This is a genomic window from Acidocella aquatica, assembly GCF_030160635.1.
GTDB lineage: Bacteria > Pseudomonadota > Alphaproteobacteria > Acetobacterales > Acetobacteraceae > Acidocella > Acidocella aquatica.
The window spans coordinates 1-15128 of the sequence record NZ_BSOS01000008.1; the positions used below are offsets into that span (position 1 = coordinate 1).

12 protein-coding genes and 2 pseudogenes are annotated in these 15128 nt (G+C 57.2%); 9 read left to right on the plus strand and 5 right to left on the minus strand.

Features of this window, described 5'->3' with window-relative positions:
- Positions 1-52: 52 nt before the first annotated feature.
- From QQJ84_RS03505 to QQJ84_RS03520, 4 genes and pseudogenes are all read left to right on the plus strand, one after another.
- The gene (locus QQJ84_RS03505) at positions 53-478 is read left to right on the plus strand and encodes a restriction endonuclease subunit S (protein ID WP_284256676.1); all 426 of its coding nucleotides are present in this window, start codon (positions 53-55) and stop codon (positions 476-478) included.
- 118 nt (positions 479-596) lie between these two features.
- The gene (locus QQJ84_RS03510; protein ID WP_284256614.1) at positions 597-3659 is read left to right on the plus strand and encodes a type I restriction endonuclease subunit R; all 3063 of its coding nucleotides are present in this window, start codon (positions 597-599) and stop codon (positions 3657-3659) included.
- On the plus strand, positions 3649-4380 hold the full coding sequence (locus QQJ84_RS03515; protein ID WP_284256615.1) for a M48 family metallopeptidase: 732 nt from the start codon (positions 3649-3651) through the stop codon (positions 4378-4380). Before QQJ84_RS03510 ends, QQJ84_RS03515 begins: the two co-directional genes overlap by 11 nt.
- A gap of 407 nt (positions 4381-4787) precedes the next feature.
- Positions 4788-5039 (plus strand): annotated as a pseudogene (locus QQJ84_RS03520) (IS110 family transposase); the annotation flags it as partial.
- A gap of 20 nt (positions 5040-5059) precedes the next feature.
- Here QQJ84_RS03520 and QQJ84_RS03525 read toward each other — a convergent pair.
- From QQJ84_RS03525 to QQJ84_RS03535, 3 genes and pseudogenes are all read right to left on the minus strand, one after another.
- Positions 5060-5314 (minus strand): annotated as a pseudogene (locus QQJ84_RS03525) (IS110 family transposase); the annotation flags it as partial.
- Between the two features lie 134 nt (positions 5315-5448).
- Positions 5449-6315 (minus strand): alpha/beta fold hydrolase, encoded by an 867-nt coding sequence (locus QQJ84_RS03530; RefSeq protein WP_284256616.1) that lies wholly within the window; start codon positions 6313-6315, stop codon positions 5449-5451.
- Between the two features lie 205 nt (positions 6316-6520).
- Positions 6521-7579: an alkene reductase gene (locus tag QQJ84_RS03535; protein ID WP_284256618.1), complete on the minus strand. Its 1059-nt coding sequence runs from the start codon at positions 7577-7579 to the stop codon at positions 6521-6523.
- A gap of 88 nt (positions 7580-7667) precedes the next feature.
- Here QQJ84_RS03535 and QQJ84_RS03540 point away from each other — a divergent pair, with 88 nt between their 5' ends.
- On the plus strand, positions 7668-8420 hold the full coding sequence (locus tag QQJ84_RS03540; RefSeq protein WP_284256620.1) for a glucose 1-dehydrogenase: 753 nt from the start codon (positions 7668-7670) through the stop codon (positions 8418-8420).
- Positions 8421-8497: 77 nt separating this feature from the next.
- On the opposite strand, the gene QQJ84_RS03545 is transcribed toward QQJ84_RS03540, so the two are convergent.
- Positions 8498-9577: a Rieske 2Fe-2S domain-containing protein gene (locus QQJ84_RS03545; RefSeq protein WP_284256621.1), complete on the minus strand. Its 1080-nt coding sequence runs from the start codon at positions 9575-9577 to the stop codon at positions 8498-8500.
- A gap of 179 nt (positions 9578-9756) precedes the next feature.
- The gene (locus QQJ84_RS03550) at positions 9757-10533 is read right to left on the minus strand and encodes an SDR family NAD(P)-dependent oxidoreductase (protein ID WP_284256622.1); all 777 of its coding nucleotides are present in this window, start codon (positions 10531-10533) and stop codon (positions 9757-9759) included.
- Positions 10534-10667: 134 nt separating this feature from the next.
- On the opposite strand from QQJ84_RS03550, the gene QQJ84_RS03555 reads away from it, so the two are divergent.
- The 4 genes from QQJ84_RS03555 to QQJ84_RS03570 all read left to right on the plus strand — a co-directional run bounded on the left by QQJ84_RS03555 (position 10668) and on the right by QQJ84_RS03570 (position 15128).
- Entirely contained in the window at positions 10668-11426 is a 759-nt protein-coding gene (locus QQJ84_RS03555) for an SDR family NAD(P)-dependent oxidoreductase (RefSeq protein WP_284256624.1), read from the plus strand.
- Positions 11427-11583: 157 nt separating this feature from the next.
- On the plus strand, positions 11584-12456 hold the full coding sequence (locus tag QQJ84_RS03560; RefSeq protein WP_284256626.1) for an SDR family NAD(P)-dependent oxidoreductase: 873 nt from the start codon (positions 11584-11586) through the stop codon (positions 12454-12456).
- Positions 12457-12589: 133 nt separating this feature from the next.
- On the plus strand, positions 12590-14257 hold the full coding sequence (locus QQJ84_RS03565; protein WP_284256627.1) for a class I adenylate-forming enzyme family protein: 1668 nt from the start codon (positions 12590-12592) through the stop codon (positions 14255-14257).
- Between the two features lies 1 nt (position 14258).
- A complete protein-coding gene (locus tag QQJ84_RS03570) occupies positions 14259-15128 on the plus strand; it encodes an amidohydrolase family protein (protein WP_284256628.1) in 870 nt (289 codons plus the stop codon).

Consider the following 15128-nt stretch of genomic DNA (forward strand, 5'->3'; position numbering starts at 1 on the left):
GCGGTTGTGCAGGGATGGCCAAAGAAATCAAACCAAAACAGCTTCGTGAATAATAGCGGCTAGAAAGCAATTAGGCGCGACGGCCTTTCCGAAGGCTTCGATCGTCTTCGCAAAAATCGGTGCAGCTATATTCCTTGAACGAAAGAAAATCCTCGTTCGTCCAAGCTGCATAGATAATAATATGATGGCGTATGTCTTCAAACGATCCGATGTTGATCCAGTCTTTTTCTATTATCTATTTTTGACGATCGAACTCGGTAAACTTGTTTCCGCAACCGCACTTCCGTCGTTAAACGGCCGAGATATCGCGGCACTTAAGTTTGGCTTTCCATTACCTCCCGAACAAGCCGCCATTGCCACGATCCTTTCCGACATAGACGCCGATCTCGCCGCTCTGGAAGCCAACCGTGACAAGGCGAACGCCATCAAGCAGGGCATGATGCAGGAGCTGCTCACCGGCAGGATCAGGCTGATATGATTTCTGCCCCGTCCCCTGCTGGCTCTGCGGTCGGCTGGGATGCCGGGGCGGGGCATTGCGACAAAAACCCAAATAGCCACACTGCGCTGGCTACCCGTATAAAAACAGGAGACAGGCATTGAGCAATGTCGGGCAGATCGAGAAAAAGACCCAGGCGCGCGTGGTAAAACTGTTCCGCGAGCAGTTGGGCTATGAGTACCTCGGCAACTGGATCGACCGCGCGGATAACCGCAATATTGACGAAGGGCTGCTCCGCGATTTCCTGAAGGGGCGCTATGATGACGCGCTGATTACCCGCGCTTTGTATGAGCTGCAAAAAACCGCTTCCGACCAGGCGCGGAGCCTCTATGAGATCAACCGCTCGGTCTATGACCTGTTGCGCTATGGCGTGAAGGTGAAAGCGGAGGTGGGGGAGATTACCAAAACCGTCTGGCTGATTGATTGGGCGCAGCCGGAGGCAAACCATTTTGCCATCGCCGAGGAGGTGGCGGTTAAGCCCGCCGGGCTGGATGGCGGCGCAAAAACCTACGGCAAGCGGCCGGATATCGTGCTGTATGTGAACGGTATCGCGCTTGGTGTGCTGGAACTGAAGCGCTCCACGGTGTCGGTGTCCGAGGGCATAAGGCAGAACCTGGATAACCAGAAGAAGATTTTCATCCAACCGTTTTTCACCACCATGCAGCTGGTGATGGCGGGGAACGACACCGAGGGGCTGCGCTACGGCACGATCGAGACCACGGAAAAATATTATCTGAGCTGGAAGGAACCGAGCGAGGTTGCGAACCCGCTGGACCGCGCGCTGCTGCAGATGTGCAACAAGCCGCGGTTTCTGGAGATGATCCATGATTTTCTGGTGTTCGACGCGGGCACCAAGAAGACCTGCCGGCATAACCAGTATTTTGGCGTGCGCGCGGCGCAGAGACATGTGAAGCGGCGGGAAGGCGGGATCATCTGGCACACCCAGGGCTCCGGCAAGAGCCTGACCATGGTGTGGCTGGCGAAATGGATACGCGAAAATGTGAAAGATGCGCGGGTGGTTATCATCACCGACCGCACGGAGCTGGATGAGCAGATTGAGAAAGTTTTTAAGGGGGTGAATGAGGAGATCGTCCGCAGCAAGAGCGGGGCGGACCTCATTGCCAAGCTGAACGACACCAACCCGTGGCTGCTTTGCTCGCTGATCCACAAGTTTGGCGGCAAGGAGGAGAATGAAGAGGCAACGGTGAAGGATTATATCGCCGAGCTGCGCCAAGCGCTGCCCACGGGCTTCCGGCCGAAGGGGGACATTTATGTTTTTGTCGATGAATGTCACCGGACCCAGACCGGCGATCTGCACAGGGCGATGAAGGCGATTTTGCCGAATGCCATGTTCATCGGCTTCACCGGCACGCCGCTGTTGAAGAAAGACAAAGAAACCAGCCTCGAGACGTTCGGCCCCTATATCCACACCTATAAGTTTGATGAGGCTGTGCATGACGGTGTGGTTTTGGACCTGCGCTATGAGGCGCGGGATATTGACCAGAACATTACCTCACCGGCCAAGATCGACCAATGGTTTGAGGCCAAGACCAAAGGGCTGACCGATATCGCCAAAGCGCAGTTGAAGCAGCGCTGGGGCACGATGAAGAAGGTGCTCTCCAGCCAGTCCCGGCTTGAGAAAATTGTCGCCGATATTCTGATGGATATGGCGACGAAGGACCGGCTGCGGAGCGGGTACGGCAACGCCATGCTGGTGTCGGCCAGTATTTACGAGGCGTGCAAGCTCTATGAGCTGTTCGACAAAACCGATTTGGCGGGAAAATGCGCCATCGTGACGTCCTACAAGCCGTCGCCCAATGATATTAAGGGGCAAGATAGCGGCGAGGGGCTGACGGAAAAGCTTCGCAAGTATGAGATTTATAACAAGATGCTCGGCGGGCAGGACCCGGAGAAGTTTGAGAAGGATGTGAAGAAGAAATTTATCGACGAACCGGGGCAGATGAAGCTGCTGATCGTGGTGGATAAGCTGCTGACGGGGTTTGATGCGCCATCCGCGACATACCTTTATATAGACAAGCATATGCAGGACCACGGACTGTTTCAGGCGATCTGCCGGGTTAACCGCCTTGATGGCGAAGATAAAGAGTACGGCTACATCGTCGACTACAAGGATCTGTTCAAAAGCCTTGAGACCTCGATCCATGATTATACCGTGGGTGCGCTTGAGGGGTATGCGAAGGAAGACGTTGTCGGCTTATTGTCCGACCGGCTTGGCAAGGCCAGGGAGCGGCTGGATGAAGCGCGGGAGGTGATCAACGCACTGTGTGAGCCGGTTGAAGCAAAGCGTGACACGGCGGCATATCTGAAATTTTTTGGCTGCGCCGATACAGGCGATAAAGCGGCGCTGAAAGACGCTGAACCCAGAAGGCTGGCACTCTATAAAATGACAGCGTCTCTGCTGCGCGCATATGCTGACATAGCGAATGAGATGAACGCTGCTGGTTATACAGATGCAGAGGCTGCCAAAATCAAGGCAGAGGTTGAACATTTTGAAAAAGTCCGCACCGAAGTGAAACTGGCAAGCGGCGATTACATCGACCTGAAGATGTACGAGCCAGCGATGCGGCATTTGATCGACACTTATATAAAAGCGGAAGAAAGCGAGCTGATTTCAGCTTTTGACAATTTGTCACTGATCCAGCTGATTGTTGAGCGCGGCGCTGATGCCGTTAATGCGCTGCCAAAAGGCATCCGGGAAAGCCATGAGGCGGTGGCCGAGACCATAGAGAATAATGTGCGGAAACTCATCATTGATGAGTCGCCGATCAATCCGAAATACTATGAAACCATGTCGGATCTGTTGGATGCCCTGATCGAGCAGCGCAAAATGCAGGCAATCGACTATAAAGAGTATCTCGCTCAGATTGTTGCTTTGACTAAGAAGGCGAAAAACCCAGCTGCCGGGGCAACATATCCGATTACCATGAACACAGCAGCCAAGCGGGCACTTTACGACAATCTTGGTAAAGACGAGGCGTTGGCGGCTGCGATTGACGCAGCGATCCGCAAAACAAAGAAGGACGATTGGCGCGGGAACAAGTTCAAGGAACGGGAAGTTCGTAATGCCATACGGGTAAACCTGAGCGACCTAGCGCAGGTTGAATTCGTTTTTGACTTGGTGAGAAACCAGCATGAATACTGAACCTCGTCACATTTTCGTGGGCGGGATACGGGTTGAGATTGTGCGCAAGGGCATCAAAAACCTCCACCTTGCCGTCTACCCCCCGCACGGTCGCGTCCGGGTTGCGGCACCACTGACCGTGAGCGATGATGCGGTGCGCCTGGCGGTGGTTAACCGCATGGGGTGGATCAAGCGCCAGCGGGCGAAATTCGAAGCGCAATCGAGGCAGTCCATTCGGGAGTATGTTTCCGGAGAAACGCATTATTTCCTTGGACAGCGCTACCGTTTGAAGTTGGTTGACGGCGCCAATGCTGGCAGAGTTCAAATCCGCGGCAGCCGTAGTATCGAACTGCATGTTCGTGCGGGCAGTGATCAGTTGATTCGAGAGCGGGTATTCCTGGCATGGTATCGCCAGGAATTGCGCAATCGCGCGACGCCTTTAGTTGAGAAATGGGCCACCATTATGGGAATCGCCGTTCCTGCATGGGGGATCAAACGTATGAAAACCAAATGGGGGACATGCAACGTCGAGGCTCGGCGAATTTGGCTTAATCTGGAGCTGATTAAAAAGCCATCTCAATGTTTGGATTATATTATCGTCCACGAAATGGCTCATTTCTTTGAGCGTAATCACTCCAATCGTTTCGTCGCTTTGATGGAGCGGTATTTGCCACAATGGCAGTTGGCGCGCGAGGAGTTAAACGCAGAGCCATTATCCCATGAAGATTGGCAAGCCAATTAATCGCCGTGAAACCAAACTGTTGTGTTTGACTTTGGGTGGTTATCTCTCTTGCAAATTAGAATGTCGCAGGCTCTTATGTAATCGAACTGCAGGCGCGGCTGGCTTGAGGTATTATTCCGACCTGAGCGTACCTCAGCTAGCCTCCCTGATGAGGCAAAGATTCTCCGGCCTGAAAGTGTTTTACGATTTTTGGCCGCACTAAGTCCTATATGGAGAGCGATGCGGGGATCGGCGCCAAACCGGCACTTCGGAAGGTGCAATATTGGGAGGTGGATGAATTTCTGGCCTGAGCAAAGGAGGGGGTGCATGTTGATTTCCACTGAGATCTGTTGGGGTGGAACGGCCCACGGCATCGGATTGTGCCAAGATGAGGTCGCGCAACTGACCATCACGAAAGGGCCGTCCCAATGGAATTTAAACGTATATCGATCGATACGTCGAAGCATATTTTCACGTTGCACGGCGTGGACGAGCATGACCACGTCATCCTCCGCCGCGAGCTTCGGCGGGCGCAGGTTGAAGCCTTCTTTACCAAGGTGCCCCCCACCGAGGTTGCTCTGGAAGCCTGTGCAGGGGCTCATCATTGGGGCCGGGTGCTTGGCGCCATGGGCCACCGGGTGAAGTTGATCCCGCCGCAATACGTGAAACCCTTCGTCAAGTTATGCTCACCTCGCCATAATTTAACGTAGGGTTTGACGTAGGCTGGCGGCATCATCTTCACCGTATGCCCTAATGCAGCGATCTCGCGAGCCCAGTAATGCGCTGATCCACATGCCTCCAGGCCAACCAGGCACGCCGGAATTTTTTTGAAAAACGTCAAGACATCCGAACGGCGTAACTGCCGGCGAACAACCACGCGGCCATCTGCTGCCACCCCATGAACCTGGAAAACATTCTTCGCCAGATCCAACCCAATCGTCACAATCTCATCCATGGCTATGCCCTCCTATATTGACGGTCCTACATCTTACCGCAGATCTCCGCCGGTAAACGCCAGAAAGAGGGGGCGTTCCACACCATCAACATTGGAAGCGAAAAAGGGGTCACGGTTGGAAGCGATTTGACACCTTAGCTGTTTGTCCGATGGTCCAAACAGCTCGAGATAAAAGGGAGTATTGCCATGTTAAAGGCAACATTGTCGTCGGCGGCCACCATGTGCCTCGCGCCGGGAATTTCCGCCTGCTGGATGTGAGGCAATATTTGCGCGAGGCGGGCCATCTCCTCACGGCTGACCACATCGCTTTTTCCGCCGCGCACGGCTAGCGTGGGGCATTTCACGCGCCGCACTGCGGCGATCATTCTGGTTTCGATCTCGGCAGAATTCCATTCCACGCCATTTCCCTCGATAAAGGCGGGGTCCCAATGCCAGTAATAACGCCCGTGCTCGTCCTGACGCAGAACCTTGAGCAGTCCTTCAGTGCGTGCGGGATGCTGCCGCTCCCCGGTATAGCCGGCGATCGCGGCAGCCGCCTCCTCAAGGGTCTTGAAGCCCTGGCGGGTATCTTTCATGAAGGCGCCGGCCCGGTTTGGCCCGGTATCTTGAAGCCGAAAGGTGACGTCGACCAGCACGAGTCCAGCGCACGCCGCGAACGGCTCCTCGCCACAGGCCAATAGTGCCGCCATGCCGCCCAACGAAGCGCCGACGATGATCGGGGGCGCTGAGAGTTGGCCGGTGATGGCACGAATGTCGCGGGAGAAATCATCCAGGGCATAATCGCGGCTGGGACTCCAGCTGCTCTGTCCGTGTCCGCGCATATCGATGGTATAGATGCACAGGCCATGTTCCATCAGCTCCATTGCTGTATTCTTCCAGGACCAGCGTGTCTGCCCACCACCGTGGAGCAGGATGACTGGCGCCCCGTCTTCAGGACCATGGCGGTCAGCCGTGAGCATGATCTGGGGCGCGGCGGTAAAGGTGACAGTCTCAGTTTTCATTTTTTAAATCCTGCCTCTCTGGTCCCGCATCGGCGCCAGACATCTGATAATCTCCGCGCGATGAAAGATGCGGCGGAGGCATACGGGTGGATACGCCAGTAGAGACCGCTTTAAGTGCGAGCATGCCACAATCGTTTCTTCCAAGGGTGGGCTACGTTTTCGGTTCGCCCACCTGAGCGAACCTCAAACGATAGCGCTTGGCCCCTCACCGGGCCGGGTAATCGGTATAACCCCGCGCCTCACCGGTATAGAGCAAGCTATAATCGGGCTTGGCGAGCGGCGCGTTATCGCGAATGCGTTCGACAAGGTCGGGGTTTGAGATGAACGCACGGCCGAAGCTTACAGCATCGGCCTTGCCGGTGTGGAGGAGTGCTTGGGCGTTGTCAGCCCTTAGGTTATTGTTGGCGATGATCGGGCCGCTGAAATTGGCGCGTGCTATGGCAAGCGTGTCAAGGTTTGGAAGGTCCATGTCAACGATGTGGAGGTAGGCGAGGCCAAGTGCATCTGCCGCTTTCACGAAGTGAGCGAACGCCGCCTCGGGGTCGCTGGGGTCCATGCCGTTATAGGGATTGCCGGGCGAGGTGCGCATTCCCACACGGCCGGCTCCGATTGCATCCGCCAGGGCGGCGAGCACTTCGATGGGAAAGCGGATTCGGTTTTCTACGCTGCCGCCATAGGCATCATGGCGCCGGTTGCTTGCGGGGTTCAGGAACTGGTGGATCAGATAGCCGCTGGCGCAATGCAGTTCCACGCCATCGAATCCGGCGGACATCGCATTGCGTGCGGCTTGTGCATAGTCCTGCAACATTTCCGGTATCTCGGTGAGCGTGATCTCACGCGGCATGGCGGGGGGCGTTGGCGTGCCGTCCGGCCCTGGCACCTGAACCGGGCAGGGGATGGCGGAAGGGGCGATTATATCTGCCTCGAACCCGCGGTTGGAGGGCACCACGACGCGGCCACAATGCATCAGCTGCATCACGATCCGCCCGCCGCGCGAATGCACGGCATCAGCAACCCGCCGCCATCCCTCGATCTGCGCGGCGGAATGAATTCCCGGCGTGCGCCAGTAGCCCTTGCCCGCCGGGGCCGGCTGAACGCCCTCGGTCACGATCATTCCCGCGCTGGCCCGTTGAGCATAATAGTCCACCATCAGCGCCGTGGGCACATCACCCGGCCCCGCGCGGCCACGGGTCATCGGCGCCATGAGGATCCGGTTGGCCAGTTCGATGGCACCCAGTTTGACCGGAGTGAAAAGACTGCACATAGTTCAAAAATATCCTAAAAAACGACCGATACACATTTATTTGCGTTATAATATGATATAAACTGTACGCATTTCAAGGAAAAACGTCATGACGTATAAATTCGAAAGCAAAGTTGCGCTTGTCACCGGCGCCAGCGGCGGCATTGGCCGTGCGACGGCGCTGGCCTTCGCGGCTTCGGGAGCGGCTGTGGTTGTGTCCGATGTGAATGACACCAGCGGCGAAGAGACCGCCGCGCTGATTGCGGCGGCGGGCGGCCGGGCCGTCTACCAGCATTGCAATGTTGCCGCCGAAGACGAGGTGAAGGCATTGGTTGCGCGGACGGTGAGCGTGTTTGGCCGTCTCGACTTCGCGCACAACAACGCGGGCATCAACAACATGGGGGCCAATGAATACGATACGCCGGTTTGGGAGCGCAGCCTTGCCATCAACTTATCCGGCGTGATGTTCTGTATGCGCGAGGAAGCCGAAATCATGCTCGCGCAGGGCAAAGGGGCGATTGTCAACACATCCTCGATCAATGGTCTTGTCGGCAATGGCGCCCAGCCTGGCTACACCGCGACCAAGCATGCCGTGATCGGCCTCACCCGCCACGGCGCTTTGCGCTGGGCCAGGAGTGGTATCCGGGTAAATGCTGTCTGCCCTGGCGTGATCGAAACCCCGATGACGGCCCCGCTTGCCGCCGATCCAGCAATGCGCAAGAAACTCGACGATTTGACGCCGATGGGCCGCATGGGCATGGCCGGAGAGATCGCCGCGGCGGTGCTGTGGCTGTGTTCGGATCAAGCCAGCTTCGTAACGGGACATCCGTTGGTGGTGGATGGCGGTGCGACGGCGATGTAGCCGCTCAGGCCCAAAACAGAACGCCCGGCCAGAGCGTTGGCCGGGCGGGGGTGCGGGGTGCGTTCATGCGCCGCCGGTTAGGCGATCGTATCCCAGGGCGCGACCTTGGTACCTTTGGTAACGTAGCGGCCATCCACGCGCTTTTGGAACGCTTGCGCCTGTGCGCGCGGATTGTAGAACTGGCGGTACCAGATTCTCACCTTGTCGAAGGGCCCGTCGCCGCGCGCCATCATCGGGTTGATGCAGGGGCGTTTGTTGGCCCATATCTCGAAATCCTGCGCGAAGGCGTCGACGCCGGCTTCCTCGTAGTTGCGGGCCAGCGCGATGTCCGCCGTGGTAGGCTGGGCATTGGCTGTCTTCACGAGCAGGCCGTACCAGACCCTGACCCGGCCATCGTCGATCGGCGTGTGCGCGATCAGCATATGGGAAGGGTTGGCGCCGATCATCGCCGATTGGAGAATGCCGGGGCCAGTGTACCAGGTGTCGTTGGTCATCGGTTCCCCGGCGCCGGTCGCCAAAGTTTTGTGGCCGGCTGACAGCACCTGGCGGCAGACATGCCCGGCGAATTCGTTTTCGAACGAGACCATGTCGATGGAACCATGGACAGGCTCCAGATGCGCTTTGTCAGCGATGTTATCGACGACCTCCTGCGGGTGACAATCCAGGTCGCCCAGGGTTCGCACATTCCAGTTGACCCAGTGGAGGGCGTCATAATTCTCAAACGCGGGGAGGCCGTAATCGGGTTCGCCGCCCTCCGGGTCGTACCAGGTCCACAGGCAGCCCGCGCGTTCTATCACAGTCCAGGTCTTGAGGCGGGCTGCCTTCGGCGGGGAGGCTGGGGAATAGGGGATCTGATTACAGCGGCCATCGGGACCAAACCGCCAGCCGTGATAGGGGCAGCGGATATTTTCGCCCTCCATATGCATGCCATCCTTAATAACATAGGACGTCGTATTGCGGCCGAGATGTGTACCCATATGCGGGCAATAAGCCTCAACCATATAGGCCTGTCCGCTTTGGCCGCGGTAAATCACCATGTCCTCACCGAAATAGCGGACGGAAAAGACGCCACTTGCCAAATCCTGCGAGCGCGCGGCCATGAACCAGCCGCGCGGGTAAGTAAATTCACCTAGACCGTAATCGCTGGTCTTTGCCATGGTAGCCTCCCTCTGAAATTTGGGGGTCACCATAGCCGTAAGCGGATTAAATGTATAGATACATTGCGTATATAATTTATTTATACGAAATTTTATAGTTTAATGCGTATATTTATTTACAATAAAATGCGCGCATAGAATGTTTGTTGTTGTTCTAATCTGCGGGCAGTGACGGATGTTCAGTCCTCGAGATCGGGCGCCCAGGCAACGCCGTTGATATGGGCGCCGCCATCCACGAAAAGCGTGTTGCCGGTCAGGTAGCGCGCATCATCGCTGGCCAGAAACGCCGCGACGCCGCCTATATCGGCTTCAGGTGCGCCGATTCTACCCATTGGATTGGCGGCGTTGATACGCTCGATCATGTCTGGTTGCTGGTTCATGATCCGGCGTGTCGAATCGGCCAGCGCCGCAGGGCAGATAATGTTGCAGCAAATCCCGAAAGACGCCCATTCGCGCGCCGCCGTGCGGGTCAGGGCGCGCAACGCCTCCTTGGCGACATTGTAATCTGCGCTGCCCATGTGCGCGTTGACGCCGTTGAGCGACGCCATGTTGATCACGCGCCCCCAGTTCTTGGCCTTCATGTTGGGCAGGGCGGCTGTCATCGTCCACTGGCTGGCGAACACGCCCATCCGGAGCGATGTTTCGAACTGCGCATCGCTTTTGTGCTCGATCCGGGCCAGGCCCTGTCCGCGCCAGGCGTTGTTGACGAGGATATCGGCGGGTCCGGCGGCGGCCATCATGGCCAGGACGCTGGCTTTCTGGGTGATGTCGACAGGCAGGAAGCGCGCGTCGCCGCCGGTTAGCGAGATCTCCCTGGCGGTCTTGCGGCCAGCGGTTTCGTCAAAATCAGCGATAACGACGCGTGCGCCTTCCGCGGCAAAGCGCCGGGCGATGCCTTTGCCTATGCCGTTGGCCGATCCCGTGATAACCGCATTTCGTCCCGCCAATCTCGACATCGCCAGCCTCGCCTTTTTCACTGTTGTCCACCGGTTAAAAATATTGCGCAAATAATTTAATTAGTCTATTTAAAAGTTGTTTTGCGTAATATAAACAGAATATAAAATCGCATTTATTGGTTTTGGAGGGGCGCATGCGCGGCTTGCAAGGGAAAGTGGGGATTGTTGCCGGCGGCGGGCGCGGGATCGGCGCGGCGACAGCCAGGCGGCTTGCTGAAGAAGGGGTCTGTGTGGTGATTGGCGATATCGCCGAGGAGTGGGCGGTCAAGACCGCGGCGGAAATCTCCGCGGCGGGTGGTGCCGCGATCGGTGTGCAACTCGATGGCACAAGGGCTGACTCGCAGGCGGCGATTGTTGCCGCTGCGTTAGATAAATTTGGGACGCTCGATTTCTACCACTCCAACCTCGCCGGTGGAACCGAGGGAGATATCGATGCGCTCAACTGCACCGAGGAGGTGCTCGACCGCTCGTTCGCGCTCAATGCGAAAAGCCATTTCCTGGCGACGCAGGCGGCGCTGCCGGTGCTGATCGAGCGCGGCGGCGGCGCAATGATCTACACATCCTCGGGCGCGGCGATTGCAGGCAACCCGTTTCAGGTCGCCTATCCCATGGCAAAAAACGCCATCCATGCGCTTGTGCGTCATGTTGCGCGTAAATATGGCAAGAAGGGCATTCGAGCCAATGGCATTTGCCCTGGCTTGGTGTTGACGGAGGCGGTGGCCCAGCATCTCTCGGAGGATTATGTTCAGACCTCGCTGAAGGCGCTGCCGCATACCCGGCTTGGCAAACCAGAGGATATCGCCGGGGCTGTCGCGTTCCTCGCCTCGGGTGACGGCGAGTGGGTGAATGGCCAGGTGTGGCATGTAAACGGCGGCTCGCTCCAGCGTGATTGACCGGCTAACCGGGGTTGCGTGTCCGGGTGGTTTGCGCAAGATGCGTCTGGCTTGTTGATTTTTGATGATATGCGTAAATCTTATGTGTTGTTTATCCGCATAAACCGTGTTATCAGCCAAAAGAATCTGGTTAGTATACAAAAATTGTGGAGAGGAAATGACGACTCGCAAGGTTGCGCTGGTTACCGGAGCAAGCCGTGGCGCCGGGCGTGGTATTGCTCGCGGGTTCGGTGAGCTTGGCTACACCGTTTATGTCACGGGCCGGACGGTTTCTCCCGGTGATGCCAAGGGCTGGGACGGTTCGGTTCTGCCGGGCACGGTGGCGGAGGCAGCGCAGGAGGTGACTCGGGCTGGTGGCAGGGGGGTTGCTGTGGTTTGTGACCATGCCGATGATGCCCAGGTCGCGGCCTTGTTCGAACGGATCAGGAGCGAGGTTGGAAGACTTGATGTTCTGGTCAATAACGCCACCTACATCCATCGGCAGTTGATCGAGAAAATGCCTTTCTGGGAAAAGGAGCTGGATGCGGTGCGCATCCTCGATGTGGGGTTGCGTTCGGCCTATGTGGCGAGCTGGCACGCGGCGCGCATGATGGTTCCCCAGGGCAGTGGGGTAATTGCCTTTGGCTCTTCGTTCGGTGGTACGTGTTATATGCACGGTCCCGCCTATGGCGCGCAGAAGGCGGGCGTTGACAAGCTGGCCCATGATATGGAGCATGATCTGCGCGGCACCGGCGTGATCGCTGTCTCGGTCTGGATGGGACCGCTGGTGACGGAGCGTTCGCTGATCGCGCGTGAGACCAATCCGGAGCAGTATGAAGATTTCCTCAAGGACGCAGAAAATCCTGAATTTACCGCTCATATAATCGATGCGATTTCGCGCGCGCCCAATCGCGGCGAGCTTTCCGGGCAAACGCTGGTCGGCGCAGAAATTGCCCGTGAGCTTAGCGTGACTGACCGCGGCAAGGAGCGCCCTTCCTACCGCGAAATGCTTGGCAGCCCGCGTCCCAAAAACCCTGCGGCGGTTTACTGATGGCCGCGCGATTTCATTTTTTTGGCTTCGCGCCGAGCAGGATGCGGGAATACTGGAGTCGCGGGATGGAGGCGGCGGGCCATGAGCGTAGGCGGGATTGCCAGCGTGCTAAACACAGCATGGTGCATGCGTCATGAATCGCATTGATCCTGTTTTTGCCGAGGTTACGGCGGCTGGTTCACCGTTCGAAATTATTGAGCGCGATGGCCTGCGGCAGTTTGCTCATGCCCTGCCTGATCTTAATCTGATGATCGAGGCCGCGCGGCGGCATGGCGACAAAACGTTCCTGGTCGATTTTTCGTCGGACGGGACTGAGCGGCGTCTGAGCTTCAATCAGATGTTTGCGTGGCGCGACCAGCTCGTTCCGATGCTTGGGATCAGGCGGGGCGAGCGCGTGGCAATCTGCATGCGCAACCGGGCGGAATGGATGGTCGCGTTTCTTGCGGTCATCAAGGCAGGCGGTGTTGCGGCCCTCATCAACAGCCGCGGTTCGCCTGCTGAGCTGGTGGCGATGGTTGAGGATGTCTCGCCATTACTGGTGCTGATTGATAGCCGGCGCGCGGCCTTGCTTCGCGAGGGCGGCTATGCGGGCCGCATGCTTGATCTGACGAAGCCCTTCGATGCGGATGAGATTGACCGGCGGACGCGCGCGCCGGCTGATGATCCAGGTGTTGCCAGCGCGTTGGACCCTTGCTCCATCCTTTTCACCTCAGGCACTACTGGGCGGGTTAAAGGAGTGGTGCTGACCCATCGCAGTCTGATCACCGGGTTGATGGCGACCCAACTTTCCGGCATGATGGTTCTGCACAACATGGCGCGCGCACACGGCGTGACGGTGCGGGAGATCCTCGAGAAGCTGCCGCAGCAGGCGGTGTTGCTGGTCTATCCGCTGTTCCATGTCTCTGGGCTGGGTTCGACATTTCTATCGCCGCTGTTCGCGGGCTCCAAGGTCGTGATCATGCGCCGGTGGGACGCACAGGACGCGGTTCAGCTGATTGAGCGTGAACATATCACCCAGCTTACTGCGGTGCCGACGATGCTGTGGGATATGTTGCACCGTGCGACGCTGGGCGATGCGAATCTCTCCTCCCTGCGCAATATCGCCTCGGGCGGCCAGGCTTTTCCGGTCAACCTTCTGGACGAAATTCGCTCGGCCTGCCCACAGGCCGTGATGGGCACGGGCTATGGCATGACCGAGGCCGCGGGGGCCATTGCCCAGGCTGTCGGAGAGGATTTCACTTGCAAGCCTGCATCAGCCGGACGGGTGCTGCCGTTGGCGGATGTGCGGATTGTCTCGCCGGATTTAAGCGAAATGCCAGCTGGGCAGAGCGGTGAGATTCAGGTGCGTGGTGCCATGGTCATGCAGGGCTACTGGGACCGGCCAGAGGACACCGCCGCCGCTTTTGCGGATGGCAGTTGGCTCCGCACGGGAGATATCGGCTATGTGGATGAGGAAGGCTATATCTTCATCATCGACCGGATAAAGGACATGGTCATTTCGGGCGGTGAGAATATCTACTGCGCCGAGGTTGAGCGCGTGCTGGGCCAGATGCCGGGAATCAAGGAATGCGCGGCCTTCGGAATTCCCGATGAGCGCCTCGGGGAGCTTCTTGTCGCGGCCGTCGTGGCGGATAATGAGAACGAACAAGCCGTCATCCATTGGGTGGCCGAGAGGCTTGCCCGCTATAAGGCGCCTGGACGTGTTGCCTTTAGCAAGGAGCGGCTGCCGCGCAATCATCTGAGCAAGGTGGATAAAGTGGCCTTGCGCCAGGCGTGGCCAAAATTGATTGGAGAAAAATGATATGGCAATGCCAACGGATATTAAGATCATTGATTGCATGCTGGGGATTCCTGAAGCAGAAGACCGCTCGGACTGGTTTGCCGCGTTCCGCCCGCTTATCAGGGATGAGCAGACGCTGAAGCAATTCTCCATGCCCGCGCAATATATGTTCAAGGATATTCCACAAGCGGGCGGCGTGGATGATTTTGTGAAATGGACCGTTGAGCAGATGGATCGGTTCAATGTTGAAAGGGCGTTGGTTGGTTGGAACGCAAGTGCCACCTCCTACCGTGCGAAGGAGAAACATGGGAACCGCTTTTTCTTTGACTTGCCGTGCGATCCCAACAAGGGCATGGAGGAAGTACGCCGTATCAAGCGCATTCATGCTGAAGTTGGTTTGTCGGCGATCAGTATTTTTCCGGCGGGCACATTTCCGCAGATTCCCATCAATCATAAATACATGTTTCCACTTTATGCCTGCGCTGAGGAACTGGGACTTCCCGTTCTGCTCAATGTAGGAATTCCAGGTCCGCGGATTCCGATGGAGGCGCAAAAAGTCGAGCATCTCGATGAAATATGCTGGTTTTTTCCAAATCTGAAAATCGTGATGCGTCACGGAGCGGAACCTTGGGAGGCGCTGGCCGTGAAGCTGATGCTCAAATGGCCGAATCTTTATTATTCGACCAGTGCCTTCGCGCCCAAGCATTACCCGAAAGCGATCATCGACTTTGCGAATACGCGCGGCGCCGAAAAGATCATCTATGCCGGGTATTTCCCGATGGGGCTGAGCCTCGAGCGCATCTTCGGCGATATGGTGAATGTTCCGTTCAAGGATGAGGTTTGGCCAAAGTTCTTGCGTGAGAATGCCATCAACGTTTTCAATCTTAAATAA

Bases quoted from the DNA above. Each gene is read 5' to 3' on its own strand.
- QQJ84_RS03550 (WP_284256622.1), bottom strand. From the start codon at position 10,533: ATGTCGAGATTGGCGGGACGAAATGCGGTTATCACGGGATCGGCCAAC.
- QQJ84_RS03570 (WP_284256628.1), top strand. From the start codon at position 14,259: ATGGCAATGCCAACGGATATTAAGATCATTGATTGCATGCTGGGGATT.
- QQJ84_RS03560 (WP_284256626.1), top strand. From the start codon at position 11,584: ATGACGACTCGCAAGGTTGCGCTGGTTACCGGAGCAAGCCGTGGCGCC.
- QQJ84_RS03540 (WP_284256620.1), top strand. From the start codon at position 7,668: ATGACGTATAAATTCGAAAGCAAAGTTGCGCTTGTCACCGGCGCCAGC.
- QQJ84_RS03535 (WP_284256618.1), bottom strand. From the start codon at position 7,579: ATGTGCAGTCTTTTCACTCCGGTCAAACTGGGTGCCATCGAACTGGCC.
- QQJ84_RS03545 (WP_284256621.1), bottom strand. From the start codon at position 9,577: ATGGCAAAGACCAGCGATTACGGTCTAGGTGAATTTACTTACCCGCGC.
- QQJ84_RS03555 (WP_284256624.1), top strand. From the start codon at position 10,668: ATGCGCGGCTTGCAAGGGAAAGTGGGGATTGTTGCCGGCGGCGGGCGC.
- QQJ84_RS03565 (WP_284256627.1), top strand. From the start codon at position 12,590: ATGAATCGCATTGATCCTGTTTTTGCCGAGGTTACGGCGGCTGGTTCA.
- QQJ84_RS03515 (WP_284256615.1), top strand. From the start codon at position 3,649: ATGAATACTGAACCTCGTCACATTTTCGTGGGCGGGATACGGGTTGAG.
- QQJ84_RS03530 (WP_284256616.1), bottom strand. From the start codon at position 6,315: ATGAAAACTGAGACTGTCACCTTTACCGCCGCGCCCCAGATCATGCTC.